Below are 23,274 nucleotides of genomic sequence, written 5' to 3'. Positions count from 1 at the left end.
TAAAAAACATAGTATAAAAAATTTTTACAAAAGTATGTATTCATGTTGTGAGGATGAGTAAAAAAAAGCGGTAGCTACCGCTTTTTTTTACTCAATTAGATATGTATTGGATAAAAAACGTATATCTGATTTAATTTCGACCAAAAAAACGTTGAATGAACGTTTTTTTGGTGTTATCTTGCTGTTCTTGGCGATCTTCATTCAATAGTTCAATTGCTTTATCCAGTTTTTCTTGTAATAACTGAATCTGTAAATCCTTGTCTTCTTTTTCTGAGCGTTCCTGTAATAATAATTTAATGATATCTTGGTTCTGCTGTACAATTTTATCTTGTTGCTCAAACATGTAAGAAAATTTTTCTTGAATCATCAAAACATCTGTTTCTGAACGTTTTCTGAGCGTTACTTGAACTTCATTTTCCTCGTGAACGCTATCCGTTTTCTGAACGTTCTCTTCAGTGTTTTCCATGCTTCTTGTTGCAGCTTCTTCTAGTTTCCAGTTTTGATTTAAGTATTCTTTCATTTGCTTTAAGATATCTATATCATTCTCATAGTAAATTCGTTGATTACGCTCATTTCTTTCAAATATATATTCCATTTTTTCTAGTTCGATTGACCATCTGCGAAGTGTATTGGTGTTTATATCTAGTTGTTTTGCTACTTCTTGTGCAAAATATCCATATTCCAAACTTCACACCTCCATTATTTGTGTGTTAGATATTGATTCGTTCTTGAAAAGATCTTTTCTTTAAGAGTAAAAATTTTTATAGGCAGCCATCTAATCATTTGTACTCATATCAGTTTGTTTGTATACATACTTATATATTAAGTCAGTCTATACATCGAGCGTTAATGTTTTTTCAATAATAAACGCTATTCGTTCTAATAGCGTTCATTGTTGGAAGTGAACAAGTATTTATACAACATTAATGTAAGTAGGAAATTATTTTAAAACTAACTATTAATATTAGAAGTTTGTTGCTGATATAAGAATTTTACTAGATATTTGCAATAGAATCAAAGCTTTCATTAATAGAATTAGCAATTAAGTACTATTTTTTAATTACAAATGCATAAAAAGCAAACAAAAAGCTTTATTTATATGTGAACGCTATGCGTTAAAGTAGCGTTTTATGGTTGTGTAAAAGCTTGCATAGTATGTATTACTTGAATTTTAAAAAGGTACTAGATATTATTTATTATGTTTTGAATCTCAAATGAGGTTTTTTTATTAGTGAAAAATAATGATGGTTATTGGGAGATTAAATGTATTGTTTAAATATTAAATAGACATAGATATAAAAAACTCAGTTTTAGGCTTCATGTATATTAGTATGGACCAGATTTTTGAATAATATACACCTGTAATTCGATATTAAATGTAGATGTATATAGGGAGAGGAGAAAGAGGGCAATAGATCTAGATACTTGTGATTAAAATATATTGAAAGAAAAAGTATAAGGATAAATTTAATATTACTTTGTTGATGCTTACAGTAAATAAATTTTGTTTCAAAAAAAAGTAAAAAATGTAAATATATTAAAATGAAATTTAGTTTCGCTTATTTTGCTCTGTCAAATAATGATTAGCATGAAAAATTTTAAGAATCGTTAAAATTAATAGAACAGATGTTGGAACAAAATGTAGATTGTACAGTAGTGGAAGAGGGGACGAAGACATTTGTATAATGAAATCAGTTTTTAAGACAATGTATGAAACAAGTTATTATACATTTTAAAGAGTGGAAATCTATGAATACGAAGCTTTTCAAGCACATAGATAATTTAGAACCAATTAATTAGATACTATTGAACAAGTTTGATGAATAACAAAAGGCCACTGCATTTACCCAACTGGTAGAATCATAGTTTAACCGAGTGTTTAAAATATGAATTATGACAAATTAAATAAAAAAATTAGGGAATCTTTTAGAAGATATGCTAAGCCTCCCTAAAAAGTTACAAAGAGATGCAAAGTACTATATTTAATAAATCTTGTTTTAGAAATTAAAATAAATAAAAACATTAAAATTAATTTTTGGCTCGTGATGCTAAGTGTATCAAGGTATTAGAGATTTATTCTTAGTAAATTTCTAAGTAAATAGTTTAGTAAACTATTTAATGTACTATATTCTTAAGGTGTAATTTTTTTAGTTGAATTAAAAGAAAAATAATTATAATTCATGGAAAATGCATATGATTTTTGAAGTTATTTTATTGAAGATCAATAAGGCTATAGAGAACTATAGGAAGACATTACAAATAGCCTTGCTGTATATGTTTTTTTCAGCAAGGCTATTTGTAGCTGGATTTTTTTGATTTTAATTGTGCTCTTCTAAAAAATTGTAGAAAACAAATGTTTGACTATTATTTGTATCTAAGAGTGAGCTTGTATTTTGTGCATTACATTTTCTACGATCTTGATTCTGTTTAGATTTTTGATTAAACATTTTTATGAAATGTGCAGGATTACTGTTTTCAGCTTTTTTAAACTTGAACCATTGCACACATTCTTCAAAATCCCATCTTGTGTAACGATCAATATCCGGGGGCAATCTTAAAGCAATTGTGTATGCATCATTTTCAGATAGGTATGTTAGCTCTTGACTCAAAATGTAGTAATACGCTCTTTTCTGATCATCACTCAAATAATCATTTAAGTCTTGTAATCTCTTGTTTTTTTCTTTTTTCTCATAATCTACAGCATTTTTTGATTGCTCTTCAATGCCGAAAAAATCTAGGGAAGGTGAAGGTTTAAAATTGTTTTTTTGCATAAATTCCAGATTTGTTTCATCAGACTTTTTACTAATCTTGTTCTTTAAAAATCTAGTGAAAGTAGAACAAACATTAATTGCTACAGCCCACTTTACCTTGAAATATTCAACGATTTTTAAATAGTTATCATGTATTGTTAAGATGTAAACAGAGGGGGAAATCTTTCCATGCCGTCTTACCTTTATTTGTTGGCATACTCCTAAATCTTGCAGCCAGTTAAAAACGTAATTAATAATAGGTTTTGAAATTCCAGATTTTTTGCTGATGTGTTCTTGTCTAACTTGACTATAGCCTTCTTGTACTAAATATGATAAAACAGTCTCTAAAGCTTCATATTTCCTTTTGGTAAGATAATCTTTTGTGGTAGCGCCTTCACACTCTAGGACAATACTATCAATATAAGAAGTTATTTTCTTGATTGCTTGATTGATAGCTCCAGGAGTTTTGGGTAAGTGATGGATGTGGGGACTTAGTTCCGCTTTTGCTCGACTAAGCAAAAAGTTTCGCAACAACACTGAAAAACCTCCTATTTTTTTCCACCGCAAATAAAAAGGAAAACAGAGGTTTTATATTCACATTGTATATGCATTATGATATAATTTTAATATCAAGTATGATACTAAAGAAAAACACATATATTTATAGTGTGAATTAAAACCCTATCTTAGAAGTTTTTAATTGGTTCCGGTCGCCAAACTAGAAGCCAATTAAAAACTGGGCGGTGGGGTTTTATTTTTTTGTTTTCTAAAAAACTCTCGTTCATAGGTAATGTACATTCATTTTACAATTGTATGTACACAATATCAACACTCTAAGTTCATATTTTATGAACAGATGCAAAAATGGAAGTATTTCGCATTTATTCTCACTAAAGCGTCTGAATATTCAGTTAACAATTGAGCAAGATATTGTTTCTAGGTACTGTGGTATAATTTTCTTACTTATATGTACCTTTCTGAATATTCGTGAAAAAAGACGAGGTGAAAATACATGAAGAAGTTATCTAGGGAAATTGATAATTATTTATCTTCTAAAAACAAAACATATACTGATCTTGCAAAAGAAATTGGAGTTGCTAAATCTACTATCTCTAATTGGATTAACAGGGATAAAGAAATATCTGTTTATACATTTGCAAAAATTGCTTATGTCATTTTTGCAAATAATAAAGATAAACAAGAACAAAAAATAATTGATTATTTAGGTACTTTAGAGGATAGATTAAACATAAATGTTAAAGTTGCATTTGCCCTTGCTCATTTGAATGATCACGTATTATTAATTGAATATCTCGCTGGAATATGTAAAGAGAGCAAGGATTTAGAAATGGGCCGATTTGCAGATATATTTAATTTATATATTGATCGTTTGAAAGGTAAAAATGTCAGAGAAGTGTACTTAAATATCCAAAAAGCTAGAAATTCTAATGCGGATGTAGAAATTTTTTGTGATATACTCAGTATGTTAATTCTTTGTGATTTAGGGGATTTTGGATTAATGCAAGGTTATAAGGAAAGAGTCGAGAAGAATATTAGAGATGATAAATTAGTAACCAATACTTTCTTAAAGAGTTTATACGCATTTTGGGTAAAAGAACTTTGGAGTTATTCAATATTAAGAAAAAATAACTCTCTACAATTTGTAATAGAAAATGGTGAATTAAGAACATATAAGGATATTGATTTCTTCCCTGTTATGGAAGCTTTGTTGAACATTAGGAGTGGAGAAAACTTTATGTTTTCTGATTATAAGAAATCTTTATATTTCTTTCGAGAAGCGTTAAATGTATTGAAAGGCGCTAAAGGTAGTTTAAAATACAATATAGCTCTAAATGATATAAACTTCATTAGAATCTTTTGGTGGAAAGATCTAAATAAAATTGATTTCGATAGATTACACCCAGCTGAATACGCTTTGTTTTTAATTAAAAAGGGAAAATATCAACAAGCGATAAATATACTTGAAGAAATTAGATCAAAAAGAAAAATATTAACACCACTTCAAACGTGTTACTTGGGAATGGCTAAACAAGATATACATTTAATTAAACAATCTATTGATATGTTTAAAGTAAATAATGATTTTCTGTATGTAAAATTTGCTGAAGTAATATATGAACAATATGCAGAAAATATAATTTAGTTGTCAAGGGATGGTGAAAAAATGGTGGAAAAGTTATATGTATTAATAGTAGCCGCTATACTGTTATTAACCTTTGTGAATAGTTCACTAGGTAAAATGGAAACACAACAGTACTCCCAAAAAGCTAAAAGTTCTGGGAATCAGTATATGGTGTATAGAATGATGGTTGATCCCGGCGGTGGTGGATAATTTTTTCATGTTTTATTTAAAATATATATTTTTACAAAAGACATCGTTTTGAACGATGTCTTTTGTGATTTTATAAACAGTTTTATAAATCCCTAGACGGGGAATTATGAAATTTTTGTATTATTTTTCACAATATAAAAGCAAAAAAGGGAGGGGAAACAATGGGGAGAATGGGATTAAGCGTAAATGAATTGTTGGAGATTGTGAAAACAATTCATTTACAAACTTTTAGTGAAATTTTGGAGTTATGTGCGAGCTATGAACAAGAGGAATAGGAGATTCCCTATTCTTCTTGTTCAACTTGCGCTTTTAATTGGCTAGCATATTTTAATAATTCTTCTTCAATACGAGGCTTATGTTTATCTGGTACACTCATGTATCGTTCATAGAGTAATCTGGCTAAACGCTCTACTGGATCTTCACCTTTAATACTTTTTAAGAGGTCTTCATCCGGAATTTCTTTTTTTAATAAAGAAGAGACACTGACATTTAAATAAGTAGCAATTTCCTCTAATTTATTTAAGCGTGGTGTTTTTTCTCCAGTTTCCCAACTAGATACAGTTCTATATGTAGTATTTAAATCTTCGGCCATTTCTTTTCGGCTTACTCCTTTTATAGCCCTTAATTTTTTTATATTTTTCCCAACAATATTTTCATCAATTGTCATTTTATCTATCACTCCAATTTTATAATTTTCATAGTAATATAAGATTATTGAAAAATATCAACACCTAAAGTGTTAATAACGAGAACTTTAGGTGTTGACTTTAGGCTCAAAGACTAATAAACTGTATATAGGGGGTGAGACACTTGACAGTTTTAAGAGAATTTCGTGAATCAAAAGGTTATACAATTAATGAGGTTTCAAAAGGTTCTAAAATTCCAGTAAGTACATTGTATGATGTTGAGTCGGGTAGAAAGGGTTTAATTTCTAGTCGGGCAAAAAGTATATCGGATTTTTTTGGAGAACCAGTCGAAAAGCTTTTTTTTGCAACATATTATCGAGCAAAGTTGGAATGAATTATTTTCATGAAAAATAATTATACATTTATATTTTAAATGAACAATCTATAAAAGGTACAATTTTATAATTATTTTTTAAAATATATTCTCTGAATTCATTAAGCATACAGTGAAGGATTAGAAGGAATCGACACTGCCTACACCAGAGATACCACAATCAGAACCACCACCACAAAAACCAGTGCAAACAGAAGCACCGCAACCACAGGTACCGGACTAACCAAAAGTAATCGGAAAACCTGTCATTCCACAAATAGAGAAATCACAACAGATTGCTATGAAATCCCAACTAGAACAAACCCCAAAGAAAATCGAAACGTTTCTTCCAACAACAGGAGGTAAAGCCGAAAATCCATATATAAAATGGATTGGTCTTGCATGTATTGTACTTGGTTTATTTGAAGCCGTATTTGCAGTAAGAAACCATAAAAAATCTCAATTGTGATATGAAAGAGTATGAAGCTCATTTCAATGAAGTAGATGGAAATCCACTGAGCTTTACTATCGGATTTCAAAATGTATGTATACTCGTAATTCCCATTTGGACAGTTGTTTTTTGGATAGGGAGCAAGATATAAGAGACCGAGAGGGAGATGATATGAGAAGTCAGAAATCTATGTCGGTAAAATAAAAAATTTAGGGAAACTTGGGGAAGACGTTATGCAGCGCAAGAGTGCTTGGTTGCCTGAAGGATTGATGCAAGCAATTTCAATCGCTCAAACTGTAATTAAACCATTAAAGCAACATGATTATTGGATAGAATCCGCTATAAAATTATTGGCAGTAAGTATTTTGTATCTGGATCAACGACATAAGAACCTATATTACCTAGATGTGAAAAAAGTTATCGAGTACATGGAAAAAATATATGAGAGTGAAGCAAACTTGGTAGAGGTAGTAGATTCGCTTGAGAATGTGCATCCGGCTTATCATATCTTCCACGAGCTAGGTCTTTATTCAAAAGAAACAAGAATACGATAACTAGCACTTTGTTATACATTCTAGAAAATCATCAACGTGAAAAGCAAGGGGAACAAAAAGAGTATTTTTTGTTTCAGTAGTAATCATAAGAGGAAAATGAAATAGGAAGGAGTGCAACGCATGTTAGGTGTAGATAAGAAGTATACAAAGGTGATTAGAGCGTTGAAAGAACTGAATGAAGGGGAAAAGGTTGCAGGTGTCATAAAGGCTCGTTTTGGAGCTTATAATTCGGTCATAGAAGGTGTGAAGGAAACAACCGATGATTTTATTTTCATTTTTGATCCGAAAGGCATCTTTTATGAAGATACCCATCATGAAAAACGAAAAAAAGGGTATCGCATCATCAAACATGATTTATTAACTGGTTATGAAACGCTACAAATGAATCTAAAACAAAAATCCGTTGTGTACATCAGTGTAGAAACGGAAATAAGTACGTATCAAGAGAGAGGAGAAGCATTATCTAAATTTCTTCAGTATCTAACAGAGTGCAATAAGGCCAATCCACCTGGTATTTCATCAATATGATTTGTACCCGATCCCTCATATGGAGCAGTTTTTAAAAGAAAGCGCAACATACCACATTCAGCATTCAATCGTAGTTGAATCTCAATCCGCATTACAGCACATATACGGAAAAGAGGCAGCACAACGCATCATAACCTCGTATAACACAACAATCCTAGCATGATTTAAAGCACTCGTTCACTATTTCATCCTATCTAGATGGCTAGAAAACTAGACAAGGGAGAAGCGCTTTTCTCCCTTCTTTATCAAAAATAGGAGGCATTCATATGGGAAAAGAAAAGAGACTCACATTTTATGATATTGCGGCATCACAAGCTCATAGTGTTAAAACTTTTGATGGGAAAACATACGAACTGAAAGGCACCATCGCGATTGAAAATAGCACAGGAAGCATTGAAAAGGTGGCTCAAATTTATTATCAAGTGCGCTCGGTTAGAGATGAACATCAAAACTTAATTGCTAAACGAAAAAATAAACATGCGGAATTAGTAGCTGTAAAACAAAAGTGTAAATAAAAAAAGCGATTTTGAAGTGTGCTGAGAACATAGCACAAAGTAAGTTGTTCTTTGACAATTTAGATACATATTGTGTATCTCTTCCTTTCAGTAATGATGTAGAAAGGTGAAATATACAATGTATATGCGTGCCTCCCCTCAAAAGGTTACTAGAGGGGTTAGGTATACGATTATTGTTAGGTGAGTAAGAACGTAAAACTCATCTGTGACCACTGGGAAATGCATTGTATCGAAGACCTCTTTGTGTCAGTACTCGTGAGGAATATCCCATTTTGACATTCTGAAGAAGCGAGGAACATCACAACAGTAGATACATAAGGTTCTACGTTCACGCCAAAATACGTAGTGCGGTATTGGGCATATAGAAGCTAGGTCGGGATTAGTCTCTATACGCATGCCAATACAGGGTTCGTCATTCCAGCCATAAATGATATTTCCATTTTCTATCCCACTTTCCTTTAAATGTTATAAAATAAAGACAGATGTTGAAGTTAAAATGTGTCTCATCACACTTCAAAATCGCTTATAAAAATATGACATAGGGAGGAACATGCATGAGTCGTAAAGGGTGGATCATTTCCGCTGTTGTTGGACTGTTAATTGCAATTGGTATTGGTTCAACATTTGTCTTTAGTTCGGGAAAAGGGGAAGTAATGGAACTTAGTCCGTTAGAAATGAAGAAATTTATGAGTGAGGATGGAACAGGTTTTGTTATGCTAAATTCCACTAAAAAGAAAAGAGAGAATTGGCTTCATATTATAAAAAAAGTAGCGCAGCAAGAAAAAGTTCAGATACAAGAATTGAATGAAAAGCGTGAAGATGTACCAGGTTCAAGCAACCCTTATGATTGGGGATTATCACAAAGAAGAGATTCCCTTGCTTATTATGAAAAAGGAAAATTGAAAAAAGATATTGATTTTTCCACATTTAAAGAGTCAGAACTTGAAAAAGAAGTTACCTATTTTGTTCAAAATTGCAAAGAGCAATATCAGAAGTAATCACATAATCATTGAAAGGTGGTGATACAGTGGCGATTACACAAAGGGAATTAAAAAAAGAAAAAGATATGGTAGCAAATCTATTAAGAGCCAATGGTCAGGATTATAACCATTGGCTTCATTTACATCATCAGAAATACATTGAAGAAAATCAAGATTTAGTAATGAAAGCTTTACAAGCTTATAAGGCAACATCAACAGAAGTAAAAGAAGACAGCAAGGCGAATGAATCAAGTCAGCTTAGTAACGTATAAGCCTTAAAAATGAAAAGGGAGTGAATGTATATGTCAATGTTGGAAACATTATCTCAAATGTTAGTGTTAGGTGATGCGATGGACGGTCTAATTAATACAGGGAATTCATTTATTGCATGGATGCAAAGAGGGGCAATGGTTAGTACAGCGATTGTATTTTGCTGGGGCGCTTATCTATTAATTTGGGGCGGTGAAAGAGGAAGACATAAATGTATTTGGTGGTTTCTTGGTGGGGCAGCCGGACTCGTTATTGTAATGGGATGCCAATACTTAGCAGAGAGCGTAAATAGCAATGTGAAATTTGGTCAAATCTTATTCCCGTTTTTCTGGATGAAATAGTGAAAAAATATAATTAAGGCAATGAAGAGGCTATGCAAAGGGTATGGCTTTTTTTTTTGCCTTTTTTCATAGAATTTTAGTTTTATTAAGCAATCGGGGTGTTAATTATGAGATTACCAAGTGTATTGGAGAGCGTTTCGGTTATTGGTAATATACAACCGATCATGACAGTACCAACAACAGAAGGGCTGTTAAGAGCTTTAGTATTCTTCATCGTTATTTGGGTATTGATATCTGTTTTTTGTATCTATCATAAGTACGCAACCATTAAAGCTGAAAATAATAATTCAAGAGATCAGTTGAAGTGAATTTAAATTAAACGGAAGAAAGGAGAAGCCATGTTTGTCATTTTTAAGAGTAGCAATGGAACAGAAATTGAGTCGGGTAAGCAATATTCGTTTCATGAAGCTTATATCTTAACGAAACGATTAGAACGAGTTTATAGAGAGGCTGGGCGACAAGAACATATTGATTTCGATTTGTTAGATGGTCATTCTAATGAAATTTATAACGGTACATTATCACTTGGTTCGAGATATGCAGATCACATTTTTGATCACATTTCTAAAAAAATGAATGTGATGCAATTAGATCTGGAACAAGAGGAACAAAAGAAGGAGCTGTTAGAAACATTAGAAAGAGAAATCAATGATTCTCCTTTTCATGAAGAATATGAATATCAAGAAGAATCATCAGAAAGGAAGGAAGAACCCTCTTATAGTCCAGCGGATGAAGTAAAAACACTAGTAAAGCCTGGAAAGGAAAATAGAAAAGGATTCAAGATTATTGCGAGTGTCATAGGAAGCGTGGTGTTAATTGGAGCTGGTGCCGTATTTGCCTTTAAGTTATTCTCTTCCGAACCAGTTTCGAGTGCAAATGCTGGCTCGGAACAATATGTAGTAAAAGGGTTACAACAGGCAGCCATTCAGCAGTATGGAGAAGCCGTTAAATACTTCGATAAGGTCAATTACACAGAATTAGATAAAGATAGTCAGAAGGCAGTTTTATTTACTTATTTATTAAACGGAAAGGCAAATAAAGCATTACAATATGAGCCGAAATTTGCAGAAAGTGTGGTTGCTTATTTTATTGGGATAGACAACATGAATAAAATCAATGAAATTGATGTCAAAAATGATGTAATCGACTTTGAAAAGGCAACACTTAATAAGAAATATGAGGAGGTAATCAAGCTTAAAGGTAAAGTCAATATGGACGGTAGACGTGAAAAACTCATTGTTGAAGCTTTTGTAAATCTAAAAAAATATGAAGATTGTTATTCTTTCGCTAAAACGCAAGGAAATAAAAACGTAATGAAAGAGGTCAAAGAATTAGAGAAACGTGATATCCAACAATCTACGATAAGTGAAGAGGAAAAGAAAATTAAGATTGAAAAAATTGATAAAGATCTACAGAACATCTAGGGGGGAGAGAATAACATGCCTTTAAATTATGAGAATCTGTACAAAAAAATGGGAATTGTTTTTCTTGGTGGTTCATTGATATTAAGTATGACAGGTTGCAGTTGGTTTGGAAGTAAGGAATCATCAAAAAGTAAATCAGCTATTACAAAAAAAGTAGATAAGAATAAGCCGGAGGAAAAGAAAGAAGATCTGAACAAACAAGATTTTGAAGCAATTACAGAGAATGCAATTCAAAGTAAGGATAATGAAGTTGCTTATGTACTCGAAGAGCTGGATAAATCAAAAATTAATTTTAAAGAAAAATCTATTGTAAGTAATCTTCAAAATGGGGATGACACCACTTCTCGTGTTCTAGCACTCTTTGATAAAGAAACAACAGATAAAACACTTCAAGATACAACAAAAGATAATGTGATTGCAGCTATTACGGATAATAAGCCACAAGTCACCGTGAATGGCGATCATTTTGCATTTGGTGATCAAATTATTGATTCTTCAGTAGCGAGTATAGGAGATATTCTTCCACCAGAGAAGAAACCAGATGCAATTGTGAACCCACCAATTATAACGGAGGGTGAGAATGGTAATACGGAAAATACAGGGACAGAAAAACCAAGGCCACCAATAGAGCCGGAAAAACCAACAAATCCAGAGAAACCGACAGAGCCGGAAAAACCAACAGATCCAGAGAAGCCAACAGAGCCGGAGAAACCAACAGATCCAGAGAAACCAACAGATCCAGAGAAGCCAACAGATCCAGAGAAGCCAACAGAGCCGGAGAAACCAACAGAGCCGGAGAAACCAACAGATCCAGAGAAGCCAACAGAACCGGAAAAACCAACAGATCCAGAGAAGCCAACAGATCCAGAGAAGCCAACAAATCCAGAGAAACCGACAGAGCCGGAAAAACCAACAAACCCAGAGAAGCCGACAGAACCAGAGAAAACAACGAATCAAGAAAAGCCAGTTCTGAAACAAAATGAAAAGATGGTAGCGAGTAAATAAAGAGAAACCAACTGATTTTGCCAAAAAGGTACTCATAAAAAGAGTACCTTTTTAATTTGAAGCTGGATTGAACAGAGGTGATACTTTGATATGTATAGTGAAAAGATATCAATCAAATATAAATTAGCTGAAAAAGAAGTACTCATTCCATTGAGTGCTTTTTTGTTTGTTGGAATGTTTTTGATCGCTAATTTTTTACTCAACTTATCTTTAGAGCTGATAGAAACAACATTTAGTGATTTATTACATCCTAAACCATTTCATATGGAGGTAGGATTTCTTCTTCAGATGCCAATTGCAGAACATCCAATATACTACTTACTTGTTTTCCTTGTAGTGATTGGAACTATAGCGAGAACAGTGTACAAATTGAAATCTTCCTTTAAAAACTTAAATAATCATCAGAAAGGATCTAGTCGTTTTACAACAGTTGAAGAGTTGAAAAAGCAGTATAGAGCTGTACCGGATCGAGAGGAATCATTTAAAGGTGGCGGTGGTGTTGTTATTTCACGATTAGGTGACAAGGTATTTATTGATGATAGTCCAGTAAATAATTTAATCATTGGTACAACACGCTCTGGTAAAGGGGAAACCTTTGTATTTCCTACAATTGATGTCTATTCTAGAGCGGAACATAAACCCTCCCTAATTTTTAATGATCCAAAAGGGGGTGCGCCACGTTCCATAGTGAAAAGCTATGGCATGGTTGCATGAAAAATAGCAATTGTGAACTGATTAACCAAGGTAAGGAACGATAGGGTAACGCCTTGAAACTTACCCTCTGATACTCCGACTTGCATGATGTTAACCATTTAATAGATTGTAAGAAGCTCGGTGAAGTCGGCTGAATGTGTCCTAAGTTCCACTAGGAATATGGAGGCTAATAGGTCGGGAGTCGTTTTATATGATGAGAATAGATTTAGTCTTGACGAATCTCCGAATTGTACGGGTCTATATGGGACTTGATAACGAAAGTATCAAGCGTCAATGTTTTGACGGTTACTGTGGATGAGTAAGACGCGTCCTTTATGAAAGTCCATAATACGTTATAGGCGTATTCAAGGTAACGGGCTTATAGGAGACATCTAAGTAAAACACTATGATAGGTTAATCGGAACGTGGGAAGCGATATACGGTGAGTGAATGGTCACTATGACCCGTTTGTATGAAATTCATAACATACATTAAATGTCGTGGCAGTAGAGGTGTAGTACTTGTGAAACTATGATAATAAGTAGTGGAGGGAAGACCTCAAGTCGATAAAAAGATTTTATATGTAGATATTTAATATACTGATTCGATTAAGAATAATAAAGTTACTAAAACACTTATAGTGGGGGAGTAAAAACAGTATGACTGAAAAAATTAAAAATATTAAGCGATATGGTTTAACATCCACGTTTGATGAACTTCATGCTAATAGTAAAAATGGTGATAATTTCTATAAGTTGATGGATATAATCACGAAAGAAAGTAATATTCTACTAGCCTATCATCAAATTAAAAGTAACAATGGCGCTCATACAGAGGGTGTGGATGGTTTAAACATTGAAGATGTTAAAGTAACAAATGTATCTGAATTTGTAGCTAAAATTCAAAAACGTTTATCTTGGTTTAAACCGGATAAAACAAGACGTGTACTAATCCCAAAACAAGATGGCTCAACAAGGCCATTGGGTATTGGAACACTTGAAGATAGGGTCATTCAGCAATGTATCTTACAGGTATTAGAACCCATATGTGAAGCCAAGTTCTATAAACATAGTTATGGTTTCCGACCTAATAGAAACGCTATGCACGCATTAAGCCGTACGGTTAGCTTAATCAATCGTGGGAAAATGTACTACTGTGTTGACGTTGATATTAAAGGGTTCTTCGATAATGTGAATCATGCGAAATTGAGTAAATCACTTTGGAGCTTTGGCATTCGTGATAAAAGATTACTATCAATAATCAATTGCATGTTAAGAACAGAAGTAGTCGGTGTAGGAGTTATGGATAAAGGACTTCCACAAGGTGGTGTACTATCCCCATTATTAGCGAATATTTACCTGACCGAGTTAGATCGTTGGGTTGAATCTCAATGGGAAAGCTTCCCTATTAAAAGTAAAAATATTCACAGCTTCCATAATGGTACTGCTAAACGAACTAACTTAAAAAGTGGTTATATGGTCAGATATGCTGATGATTTTAAAATCATGTGTCGGTCATACAATCACGCTGTTAGATTTTATCACGCTGTAGTTGAATTTCTCGATAAAAGATTGAGGTTAGAGGTTAATACAAACAAATCTAGCATTACGAACTTGAAACAAAAGCATGCGGATTTCCTAGGTTTTAGTATTAAAGCTATACCTAAAGGGAGTACGAAAAACGGATATGTTGCTCAAACAAATATCTCCGAAAAATCTCGTAAGAGAATTCAAGAAAAACTAAGAGATGGTGTAAAGAAAATACAACACAGTTCATATAGTAGTAAATCATCTATGAATTACAACACAATGGTAATGGGTATCAAAAACTATTATCGATATGCAACGCATGTATACATTGACTTAGATAAAGTTGGGTTATCCTTATCCCGCACCATGAAAGTTAGGTTAAGGGAAAGACGTACTATTCAAACGTATAAGGAACAGAACACAATATACAAACAACGAAATGTTGGCTTGAAGCAACAAACAAAAATATCAGTAGTTGCTGGAGTTCCACTCCACATAATCAACGCTGTTCATCATAGAAATCCAATGAATTTTCAGCAGGATATTACACCTTATACAAAAGGTGGGCGTGCTAAGTTAGAAACATCCAAGCCTAAAATTGTTCCAAATGAATATGTACAGTATATGGTTAACAAAGCCCGATATACTAAAGACAATGTTGAATTTGTAGATAACAGACTAACACTATACGTTGCTACTAATGGAAAATGCTATGTGACTGGTGAAATCCTTCATCCAAATGATGTACATTGTCATCATAAACTACCTAGAAAACAAGGTGGTACTGATGAATATCATAATTTATGTCTTGTTCATAAAGATATTCATAAATTGATCCACGCTATAAATGAAGAAACAATTGCTACTTATCTTAATGACTTTAATTTGGATTCGAAACAAATTAAAAAGCTTAATAGACTAAGATTTATGGCTAATTTAGACATTATTCAGTAAAAATACTATATATTATATGAAAATTTATCGATGGAACGCCGTATGATGGGAAACTGTCACGTACGGTGTGGTGGAGGGGAAAACCTAGAGATTACTTCAAAGGGTTACCTATTCCAATAGCTCTTCAGTGCATCGAAAGAAACGCTGGAAGAACGAGGCTATCACATTGAAGTTTTGAACCTGTTAACCCCACTTGATTCTATGAGTTATAACTTATTGCAGCTTGTCAAAGATGCCTATAAAGATGGAGATTATTCAACGGCACAGGCATTATGTAAGACACTCTCACACACTTTGTATTACAACCCAACTGTAAAAGATCCTTTTTGGCAACAGTGCGCTATGAGCTTGTGTAATGCCATGATATTAGCCGTTACAGATAAATGTATTGCGGAAGGTGCAGAAGAAAAAATTACAATGTATGCAGTTGCAAATATGTTATCAGAACTTGGTTCAAAAGAGATAATCGTAGATCCGAAAGCTGATCCACAAAATGCATTAGATTTTTACTTTGAAGGCTTACCAACGGATAGTGTTGCGAAAATGCAATATGCAACCTCAAACTTCTCAAAAGGAACGACACGAGGCGGGATTTTCACCCAAACCATGAACGGACTTTCTATTTTTACATTTGATGAAATCGCTAAAATGACAGCAAAGAATAGTGTGGATTTAAAACGTGTCGGTTTTGGAAAAACGATAAAAGGAAAAGTAACACCTAGAAAACGAGTGGAAATTGTATTTCCAGATGGCTCAAAGGAGTCTATTAAAGCAGATATTACAGGACGTTTTGCATTAGATTTTAAACAAGTAATACAAGTTGGAGATACCATTCAATGTATTGAAAAGGTAAATCCTCAAACGAAAACATCTATTTCTATTACAAAAATAGATGAAAAAACGGGGCATACAGAATTTAAAGTAATAGAAGACAATGAAGATATACAAGTAATAACAGTGGATTATTTCGATAAACCAGTGGCTATTTTTATGATTACACCAGACTTTGATTCTTCCAATCATGTGATAGCTTCTATATTTGTAAGACAACTCTATTTTATATTAGCCAAAGGTGCATCCCTTGCCCGTGGTGGGAAATGTCACCGTGAGGTGGTTTTTATCTTAGATGAGTTTGGCAACATGCCGAGTATCGAAGGAATGGCGAATATTATTACGGTCTGTCTTGGTAGAAATGTTCGCTTTAACCTTGTAATCCAGGCATATGCACAATTGAAAAATAAGTATGGTGAGGATGCAGATACGATTGATGGAAACTGTGGGAATACCATCTACATTCTAACGAACGATCAAGAAACCGCTGAAATAGTTTCCAAAAAACTAGGGAATCAGACGATTAACCTACCTTCCCGAAGCGGAAAAGGTCTTTCTACTGATAAAAATAAAACGGAAAGTCTAGATCAACGACCACTGTTAACATCAAATGAACTTATGAATTTTAAAGAAGGAGAAAGTGCCGTTATTCGTGTCATAAAACGTCAGGATAATAACAGAAAACGGATCAGACCTCGCCCGATTTATAATACGGGGGAAACAGCCTTAAAATACAGATGGGAGTACTTAGGAGTAGAGTTCGATACAGATAAATCTATTTTAGATATAGATATTGATTCTCTACATGATGATGTAAATCCAAAATCACTTATTGTAGATTTTCTAGGAGAGAGAAAAGCAAAACAAATTGAGAAAAAAACATCAGAACCAGAACAAGTACAAGAACAAGAAGCTTCTTCCCAAATAGAGACACCGCAGGCAGTAGAAGAACCAACAATGATGGGAATCGATGAAGAGATTCCAGAAGAGGCATTTCAGCAGGAAGATAGCCCGTTTGATTCCCTCACCATTGAAAATTGGAAAGAAAAAACGGTTAATGATTTTTTTGAATCTGATTTAGCGGTTTTGAAATTGGTTGATAAGTTCTTTTTAGCACAGTTAGGGAAAGTAATAGATGAGGTTGAAAATCAAGAAATGGGCGAGTTTTACAGTGAATTTCAAATGTTAGCTCACAATGACCATATCGACAAAAGTGTTTATCAAGCAGTCGAAAACAAGATTAATCGAATCTTGCGTGATTTAGAAGAAAAAGAACAAGTAACAAGTTAGAAAGCACTCAAATGATTGAGTGCTTTTTTGAATCCAAATATAAAGGGGGAAGAGGTAATGGGTGTACCGACAATAACGGATAAAATGCAATTGATTTTAGATAGTTACTCGCCATTTGTGACAGAAGAAAATGAGGTCATTCTTGGTCTAGAAGATGCAGTTCTTTTCCTTTCAGTAGATCGGGAACAAAAAGGGAAATTGATTATTCGTATCGACAGGCTAAATGAGAGAGTGAATTGGACAGCAAAAGAAGTATTAGGGAAATAGCAAGCATGAGAGGAGGATAAATAGTGAAAGATGAAGAGATTTTAAAAACTATAGAAGCGTTCTCGGATTATCTTCAAATAGGAGACATCGTGAATTATGTATTACGTTGGCTCGGATGGTTCCTAATTGTAGGCTTATCTTTAGTTGTAGATGCTTTAGAAGGTGTGACAGATGCCATACTAGGAATTAAAGGATTCTTTAATTCACCGGAAATACAAAATTTTGTTGATATGTTATATCCATTGTTTGTCGTTCTTTTAGCCATATCATTTCTATATATTGGCTACATGTTTATTATGAACAAACAAATGAATCGTTCTCAAATTATCATCAATATTTTTGTAACACTGAGTGTACTTTGTTTATTAAGTACTGGTATGACAAAGGTTGATAAGTTCACAGATGACGCCATAGCGGTTGTAAAATCAGAACAAAAAGGCTCTTTGAGTGATGAAATTATTAAGAAGAACATAACGGATATTGCAGTAATAGATGAAAATAAATGGAAAAAGAAAGAAGACATGAATCCGAAGAATCATATTCCAGAAAAAAACATCAGGCAGATAGATATTACTGAAAAAATAGATAAAGATTTTGAATTTGCAAAGGATAAAAAGTTATCAGATGATGGACAGGAAATTTTAAAAAATAAAAGAGTAATGGATGGGATGGGAGTTGCATCTTTAGCTGAATTAAAAGATGGATGGTTTGATTTCTTTCCAGAAAAGTATTATCGCTGGCATTGGAATTTCTGGAATATATTCTTTACTTTACTAATAACAGGATTAACGTTGTTATTGGTGAGTATTAAGTTAGCTAGGTTATTTTATGAATTGGCATTTAATTACTTGTTGGTGAACATAATAGCACCAGCCGATGTTGCGAATGGTCAAAAGTTAAAAGCCGTGTTATCCAATATTCTCAATATATTTATAGCAACGATTATGATATTACTATCTTTGAAGCTATACCTAATAGGAACAGCTTTTCTCCATGACAAATTAAATGGTGTACCGTATCTGATTGCATTAGCGGCATTTAGTATGGCAGTTCTAGACGGTCCGGCAGTCGTAGAAAGGTTATTTGGTATAGATATTGGATTAAAGAGTAGTTGGGGCATGTTAGCAGGTGGTTTCGCACTTGGTAAAGGAATTGGCAGTCTCGCAAATTCAAAACCAATGAAGGGTCTAGGGAATATGATTGGAAAAGGGGCGAAAGGTGCAGCAGAAGGAACTGGTGTTGCAGCAGCTAAAACAGCAAGTGCGGCAGCGATGGCAACAGGTGGCGTGGCAGGGCTTATAAGCGGTTTGAAAAAAGGGAATGAGTCTGAAAATAAAGAGTCCTTGCAAGATCAAATGAAAAAAGCGGATCAGAAAAAAGCAAATGGTAATGACTTAGCAAAAAAAGAAAAAGAAAAAGGTAACTTAAATAAGGAAGAAGATAAAAAGAATGGTGGTATGCCATCTATTCAAGAAGACATGAAAAAGGGAGGGAACGAAAACCCTGGGGTAGCGAATGGGCAAGAATCGGGAACAACAAGTCTTCAAGATGAAATGAAAGAAGCTGGAAAAGCAAATGGAGCAAATGAAGGAAATCAAGCACCAGGAACAGTAAGACAGGGAGCAAATGAAGGGAATCAAACACCAGGAACAGTAAGACAGGGAGCAAATGAAGGAAATCAAACACCAGGAACAGTAAGACAAGGAGCAAATGAAGGAAATCAAACACCAGGAACAGTAAGACAAGGAGCAAATGAAGGAAATCAAACACCAGGAACAGTAAGACAGGGAGCAAATGAAGGGAATCAAACACCAGGAACAGTAAGGCAAGGAGCAAGTGAAGGAAATCAAACACCAGGAACAGTAAGACAAGGAGCAAGTGAAGGAAATCAAACACCAGGAGGCGTAAGACAAGGAGCAAGCGGAGCAAGCCCGGCACCAATAGAAACACCGAGACCAGCAACAAGCGGAAGTAGCCCAGCACCAGTAGAAACACCAAGATCAGTACCAAGTGGAGGAAGCCCAGCACCAGTAGAAACACCAAGATCAGTACCAAGTGGAGGAAGCCCAGCACCAGTAGAAACACCAAGATCAGTACCAAGTGGAGGAAGCCCAGCACCAGTAGAAACACCAAGATTAGTACCAAGTGGAAGTAGCCCAGCACCAGTAGAAACACCAAGATCAGTACCAAGTGGAAGTAGCCCAGCACCAGTAGAAACACCAAGATCAGTACCAAGTGGAGGAAACCCGGCATCAGCCGACATCGTAACGGTGACACATAGTAGCCCAATTATTCCTTATGAGAGTGATAAAGAAGTGGCAGCAAGTAGAAGTCAGGAGACACGTACATTAGGACAATATACAACCGATAAAGTGAAACATACAACATCATCTGTGAAACAAAAGGTAAGAGGAGTGCAAGAACGAATTAATTCTTCTGAAACGGTACAGAATACAAAACGTTTTTATCAGATGGGTCAAAATACGGGTAAAAGTTGGAGAGATATCGTGAACAAAAATAAAAAGAATACGGATAAAAAATAAGCGTAATCGTACGCTTATTTTTTATTGTCGAAAAGGAGGGAATCCCGATGAGAAGTTATCGGATTCCGAAGGAAATCAGTACAGAATTACGGATTAATAAAGTGCTTTATTTAATAGATTTCTTTTTATTAATTGGTTTATTAGTTGTAACGATGATTCTTAGGAACTTCGTACATGAGTCCTTTCAGTTACCATTTATTCTTTTCATGGTAGCTGTTGCAATTATCATGATTTGGAGACCAAGTACGAATCCTCAAAAACGAATGTATGAAGTGTTAATTATTACATTGCTAAGAAGAAAAGGTGCATATTGCGCCATAGATAACGATCAATAAGGGAGGGATCACATATGGCGTTATTCAGCGAAAAAGATGTAGAGAAAGAAGAGCCAAAACAACTAGAAAGACCAAAGAAAAATACATTTCGATTTAACGAAAAAAATGTAAAAGAATCAATTTCTGAACCAAAAGAAATTGTGAAGGTGGTACCCGACAAAAAGAAAGAAGAAAAACCAAAGGTAAAGAAAAGTATTTCGGAAATTATGCAAATTGTAGACATGACAGAGGATGGCATATTTGAACTGAAAAATGAGGAGTTTTTAGAAATTCTTCAAGTGGAAGGTGACGATATGTTCTCTAAGAATAGCGATGAGCAAGCATTTGTTATTTTCTCACATGCGTATTTTTATCAAGCCTACAAACAGTCCATTAAACTCGTTTTTTTAAACTTCCCATGTCAAACAACGGAACAACAACGTTATATAGAGAAGAAAATTAAAGAGTGTACCAGTCCTTTGTATGAACGAATTTTAAATCAAAAGTTGAAAGAACTGCAGTTTTTAGAATGGGGCAGAACCAATCGTGAAGCCTTCTTATTTATTTACGGAGAAACGGAATTAATCGTAAAAGAACGTGTAGATGCAGCAAAGCGATATATCAAGCGCTCTACCGAGCTATTAGAGGTGGATGAAGAGAAAAAGTTAGAGCTTATGTTTAAATTGTTTAATCAAAATGCAAAATTAGGAACGAAAAATATATGGTAGTAAGGGGGAAACAATATGTTTGCGTTCAAAAGTAAAAAATCCAAAAAGGAAAAACAAGAAGAACTAAAAAAGAAAAAAGGTTACAACCCTTATTTAGTGGCTAGAGTTCAGCCACAAGGGGGAATTAGTTTTAAAGAAAGTTATTTTCAAACAGGTGATGGATTAGGTACTTGCATTCATGTTTATGATTATCCAACAGAGGTAAATGATTTTTGGTTAGAGCAAATTATGAATATGCCAAATGTGATCACAACATTAGATGTCATGAGTGATAATCGAAATGAAGTTGTTGAATCGATTAATAAATCCATGAGTGAACAAAGTGTTCGGCATGATACAGCGAAGGATAATATAGATCGGATCGATGCAAAAAATGAATTTTTAGAGCTGGAAGCTCTTTATACGGATTTGAAACAAGGTGAGGTCATGAAACGTATTCACATTCGTATTTATGTTTCCGCTAGAACAATAGATGAGCTAGAAAAACAAGTAAAAGAAATCCTGGAAACATTAGAATCTTATAATTTTCGAGGAGCTGTCTTTTTAAATGAACAAGAGTATGAATGGGATGCACTCGTAACGAGCTTTGATACACAAAAAAATTATGTGAACCGAAGAAAAGGGAAAGAAATTCCGGCAGTCAGTTTGGCTGGTGGGTGTCCGTTTCATTATTCTTATTTGCACGATCCATACGGTACGTATTATGGAACAACGAAAACAAAAGGAAATGTTATTTTTGATATTTTTCATAAAGACAATCAAAGAAAGAGTTATAACGGTGTAATGGTTGGAAAGTCTGGTGCGGGTAAATCAACATTGTTAAAAAAGAAAACGGTGGATTATGCAAGTAAGGGTCACTTTGTTCGGGTATTTGATGTTGTAGAAGAGTTTACGGATACAGTAGAAGAGCTAGGTGGAAAGACAATTGCGTTAGATGGATCACAAGGTCAGATTAACCCACTTCAAGTATATAAGACAGCAGAAAGTGAGGAAGTCAGTTTTACCCAGCATTTATCTAAACTAACAATTATTTATCGGTTCATTGCACCAGAAGCAAAAGATGATGAAATTAAAGAATATGAAAATTTACTTCGTAAACTATATATTCGTATGGGATTATGGAATGACGAAAAAGGAGCGAAAAATGAAATTACAACAAGAACACCAAACGAGTATCCCATTTTCTCAAACTTTTTATCTTTTGTTCGTGATGAATTATATGAGGATGTAGAAAATAGAAAACACCATGAGAATTTAGGAGAAAGCAGAAAACATCGTTTAGAGTTGATAGAATTGAATCTTGTAAATTTAGTAGAAGCATATGCAGAATTATTTGATGGGCCTACTACAATTGAAGATTTCAAGAAAGAACAGGTTGTATCTTTTTCTTTACGGAATATATCCAGTTTTAAACCAGAGGTATTCCAGGCACAGATTTTTAATGTGTTAAATCTCCTTTGGAATGAAATGATTTCAAACGGTGCGCCTCAATTAAAAGCCTTTAACAAAAAGCAACTTGCGTTTGAAGATGTAGTTCGTTATTTCATTATTATTGACGAGGCACATCATATTATAAATACGAAAAAAGAAAGCGCCCATGCGCTACAATTTTTAACAAAACTTAGTCGTGAAGATCGAAAATATTTTGCAGGTCTTTTATATGCAAGTCATACAATTCGAGATTTTGTACCGGAAGGATCTTCACAAGAAATGATTGACGAAATTAAAAAGCTATTTGAACTTACACAGTACAAATTTATTATGCAGCAAGATAATAACAGTTTAGATATGTTACGAAAAGTATTTGCAGGACAGTTAAGTGAAAGTGAGATTGCAGCGATTCCACATTTGCCAACAGGGGATGTCATCTTAAGTATTGGGGCTGTAAAAAACATTCATTTTCATGTAGAAGTAACAGATGAAGAATTGATGTTATTCGGGGGAGGTGCTTAATA

General features: G+C 33.9%; 19 protein-coding genes and 5 pseudogenes. 21 read left to right on the top strand and 3 right to left on the bottom strand.

From position 1 onward, the window contains the following. Window positions 1-130: 130 nt before the first annotated feature. The gene (locus AC241_RS30555; RefSeq protein ID WP_050845536.1) at window positions 131-685 is read right to left on the bottom strand and encodes a MerR family transcriptional regulator; all 555 of its coding nucleotides are present in this window, start codon (window positions 683-685) and stop codon (window positions 131-133) included. A 1,633-nt stretch (window positions 686-2,318) separates the two neighbouring features. Further along, entirely contained in the window at window positions 2,319-3,287 is a 969-nt protein-coding gene (locus AC241_RS30550) for a Replicase RepFR55 (protein ID WP_050845535.1), read from the bottom strand. Between the two features lie 475 nt (window positions 3,288-3,762). Between AC241_RS30550 and AC241_RS30545 the strand changes: the two genes are divergently transcribed. Together AC241_RS30545 and AC241_RS35030 are read left to right on the top strand one after the other, a co-directional pair. Continuing rightward, on the top strand, window positions 3,763-4,914 hold the full coding sequence (locus AC241_RS30545) for an AimR family lysis-lysogeny pheromone receptor (RefSeq protein ID WP_050845534.1): 1,152 nt from the start codon (window positions 3,763-3,765) through the stop codon (window positions 4,912-4,914). 21 nt (window positions 4,915-4,935) lie between these two features. Then, window positions 4,936-5,103, top strand: a complete 168-nt coding sequence (locus AC241_RS35030) for a hypothetical protein (RefSeq protein WP_196303445.1) — start codon at window positions 4,936-4,938, stop codon at window positions 5,101-5,103. A 283-nt stretch (window positions 5,104-5,386) separates the two neighbouring features. On the opposite strand, the gene AC241_RS30540 is transcribed toward AC241_RS35030, so the two are convergent. Next, window positions 5,387-5,770 (bottom strand): helix-turn-helix domain-containing protein, encoded by a 384-nt coding sequence (locus AC241_RS30540; protein ID WP_000150946.1) that lies wholly within the window; start codon window positions 5,768-5,770, stop codon window positions 5,387-5,389. A gap of 143 nt (window positions 5,771-5,913) precedes the next feature. Here AC241_RS30540 and AC241_RS30535 point away from each other — a divergent pair, with 143 nt between their 5' ends. From AC241_RS30535 to AC241_RS30445, 19 genes and pseudogenes are all read left to right on the top strand, one after another. After that, a complete protein-coding gene (locus AC241_RS30535) occupies window positions 5,914-6,123 on the top strand; it encodes a helix-turn-helix domain-containing protein (RefSeq protein WP_050845533.1) in 210 nt (69 codons plus the stop codon). Window positions 6,124-6,217: 94 nt separating this feature from the next. Next, window positions 6,218-6,571 (top strand): annotated as a pseudogene (locus tag AC241_RS30530) (adhesin); the annotation flags it as partial. A 215-nt stretch (window positions 6,572-6,786) separates the two neighbouring features. Beyond that, window positions 6,787-7,187 (top strand): annotated as a pseudogene (locus AC241_RS30525) (TRAG family protein). A 40-nt stretch (window positions 7,188-7,227) separates the two neighbouring features. Beyond that, window positions 7,228-7,798: pseudogene (locus tag AC241_RS30520) on the top strand (P-loop NTPase family protein). Between the two features lie 103 nt (window positions 7,799-7,901). Further along, window positions 7,902-8,150 (top strand): hypothetical protein, encoded by a 249-nt coding sequence (locus AC241_RS30515; protein ID WP_000514061.1) that lies wholly within the window; start codon window positions 7,902-7,904, stop codon window positions 8,148-8,150. Between the two features lie 554 nt (window positions 8,151-8,704). Next, entirely contained in the window at window positions 8,705-9,148 is a 444-nt protein-coding gene (locus tag AC241_RS30510; RefSeq protein ID WP_050845532.1) for a hypothetical protein, read from the top strand. 29 nt (window positions 9,149-9,177) lie between these two features. Next, window positions 9,178-9,402 (top strand): hypothetical protein, encoded by a 225-nt coding sequence (locus AC241_RS30505; RefSeq protein ID WP_001018798.1) that lies wholly within the window; start codon window positions 9,178-9,180, stop codon window positions 9,400-9,402. Window positions 9,403-9,432: 30 nt separating this feature from the next. After that, window positions 9,433-9,741: a hypothetical protein gene (locus AC241_RS30500; RefSeq protein WP_000062187.1), complete on the top strand. Its 309-nt coding sequence runs from the start codon at window positions 9,433-9,435 to the stop codon at window positions 9,739-9,741. Between the two features lie 107 nt (window positions 9,742-9,848). Beyond that, on the top strand, window positions 9,849-10,049 hold the full coding sequence (locus tag AC241_RS30495; RefSeq protein ID WP_050845531.1) for a hypothetical protein: 201 nt from the start codon (window positions 9,849-9,851) through the stop codon (window positions 10,047-10,049). Window positions 10,050-10,079: 30 nt separating this feature from the next. After that, the gene (locus AC241_RS30490) at window positions 10,080-11,165 is read left to right on the top strand and encodes a hypothetical protein (RefSeq protein ID WP_050845530.1); all 1,086 of its coding nucleotides are present in this window, start codon (window positions 10,080-10,082) and stop codon (window positions 11,163-11,165) included. A gap of 15 nt (window positions 11,166-11,180) precedes the next feature. Continuing rightward, on the top strand, window positions 11,181-12,170 hold the full coding sequence (locus tag AC241_RS35485; protein ID WP_050845529.1) for a hypothetical protein: 990 nt from the start codon (window positions 11,181-11,183) through the stop codon (window positions 12,168-12,170). Between the two features lie 90 nt (window positions 12,171-12,260). Continuing rightward, window positions 12,261-12,839: pseudogene (locus AC241_RS30480) on the top strand (type IV secretory system conjugative DNA transfer family protein); the annotation flags it as partial. Window positions 12,840-13,522: 683 nt separating this feature from the next. Further along, window positions 13,523-15,346 (top strand): group II intron reverse transcriptase/maturase, encoded by a 1,824-nt coding sequence (ltrA, locus tag AC241_RS30475; RefSeq protein ID WP_050845527.1) that lies wholly within the window; start codon window positions 13,523-13,525, stop codon window positions 15,344-15,346. Between the two features lie 120 nt (window positions 15,347-15,466). Next, window positions 15,467-17,467 (top strand): annotated as a pseudogene (locus tag AC241_RS30470) (VirD4-like conjugal transfer protein, CD1115 family); the annotation flags it as partial. A gap of 57 nt (window positions 17,468-17,524) precedes the next feature. Continuing rightward, window positions 17,525-17,734, top strand: a complete 210-nt coding sequence (locus AC241_RS30465) for a hypothetical protein (protein ID WP_050845525.1) — start codon at window positions 17,525-17,527, stop codon at window positions 17,732-17,734. Window positions 17,735-17,757: 23 nt separating this feature from the next. Next, complete coding sequence (locus AC241_RS30460; protein ID WP_050845524.1) at window positions 17,758-20,277, top strand: pLS20_p028 family conjugation system transmembrane protein; 2,520 nt, start codon at window positions 17,758-17,760, stop codon at window positions 20,275-20,277. 47 nt (window positions 20,278-20,324) lie between these two features. Beyond that, window positions 20,325-20,612 carry a DUF5592 family protein gene (locus AC241_RS30455; protein WP_025966424.1) on the top strand — a complete coding sequence of 96 codons (288 nt, stop codon included), beginning with the start codon at window positions 20,325-20,327 and terminating at the stop codon, window positions 20,610-20,612. 14 nt (window positions 20,613-20,626) lie between these two features. Next, window positions 20,627-21,319 carry a TraC-like domain-containing protein gene (locus AC241_RS30450; RefSeq protein ID WP_050845523.1) on the top strand — a complete coding sequence of 231 codons (693 nt, stop codon included), beginning with the start codon at window positions 20,627-20,629 and terminating at the stop codon, window positions 21,317-21,319. 15 nt (window positions 21,320-21,334) lie between these two features. Next, a complete protein-coding gene (locus AC241_RS30445) occupies window positions 21,335-23,272 on the top strand; it encodes a VirB4 family type IV secretion system protein (RefSeq protein WP_050845522.1) in 1,938 nt (645 codons plus the stop codon). Window positions 23,273-23,274 lie beyond the last annotated feature (2 nt).

This window comes from Bacillus thuringiensis (assembly GCF_001182785.1).
Taxonomy (GTDB): Bacteria; Bacillota; Bacilli; order Bacillales; family Bacillaceae_G; genus Bacillus_A; species Bacillus_A thuringiensis_S.
This window is presented reverse-complemented; position numbering and strand designations above follow the sequence as displayed.

What these genes read in the sequence shown, in the direction of transcription:
- AC241_RS30545 (WP_050845534.1), top strand. Translation starts at nt 3,763, where the DNA reads ATGAAGAAGTTATCTAGGGAAATTGATAATTATTTATCTTCTAAAAAC.
- AC241_RS35030 (WP_196303445.1), top strand. Translation starts at nt 4,936, where the DNA reads ATGGTGGAAAAGTTATATGTATTAATAGTAGCCGCTATACTGTTATTA.
- AC241_RS30540 (WP_000150946.1), bottom strand. Translation starts at nt 5,770, where the DNA reads ATGACAATTGATGAAAATATTGTTGGGAAAAATATAAAAAAATTAAGG.
- AC241_RS30515 (WP_000514061.1), top strand. Translation starts at nt 7,902, where the DNA reads ATGGGAAAAGAAAAGAGACTCACATTTTATGATATTGCGGCATCACAA.
- AC241_RS30510 (WP_050845532.1), top strand. Translation starts at nt 8,705, where the DNA reads ATGAGTCGTAAAGGGTGGATCATTTCCGCTGTTGTTGGACTGTTAATT.
- AC241_RS30500 (WP_000062187.1), top strand. Translation starts at nt 9,433, where the DNA reads ATGTCAATGTTGGAAACATTATCTCAAATGTTAGTGTTAGGTGATGCG.
- AC241_RS30495 (WP_050845531.1), top strand. Translation starts at nt 9,849, where the DNA reads ATGAGATTACCAAGTGTATTGGAGAGCGTTTCGGTTATTGGTAATATA.
- AC241_RS30490 (WP_050845530.1), top strand. Translation starts at nt 10,080, where the DNA reads ATGTTTGTCATTTTTAAGAGTAGCAATGGAACAGAAATTGAGTCGGGT.
- AC241_RS35485 (WP_050845529.1), top strand. Translation starts at nt 11,181, where the DNA reads ATGCCTTTAAATTATGAGAATCTGTACAAAAAAATGGGAATTGTTTTT.
- ltrA (WP_050845527.1), top strand. Translation starts at nt 13,523, where the DNA reads ATGACTGAAAAAATTAAAAATATTAAGCGATATGGTTTAACATCCACG.
- AC241_RS30465 (WP_050845525.1), top strand. Translation starts at nt 17,525, where the DNA reads ATGGGTGTACCGACAATAACGGATAAAATGCAATTGATTTTAGATAGT.
- AC241_RS30455 (WP_025966424.1), top strand. Translation starts at nt 20,325, where the DNA reads ATGAGAAGTTATCGGATTCCGAAGGAAATCAGTACAGAATTACGGATT.
- AC241_RS30450 (WP_050845523.1), top strand. Translation starts at nt 20,627, where the DNA reads ATGGCGTTATTCAGCGAAAAAGATGTAGAGAAAGAAGAGCCAAAACAA.
- AC241_RS30445 (WP_050845522.1), top strand. Translation starts at nt 21,335, where the DNA reads ATGTTTGCGTTCAAAAGTAAAAAATCCAAAAAGGAAAAACAAGAAGAA.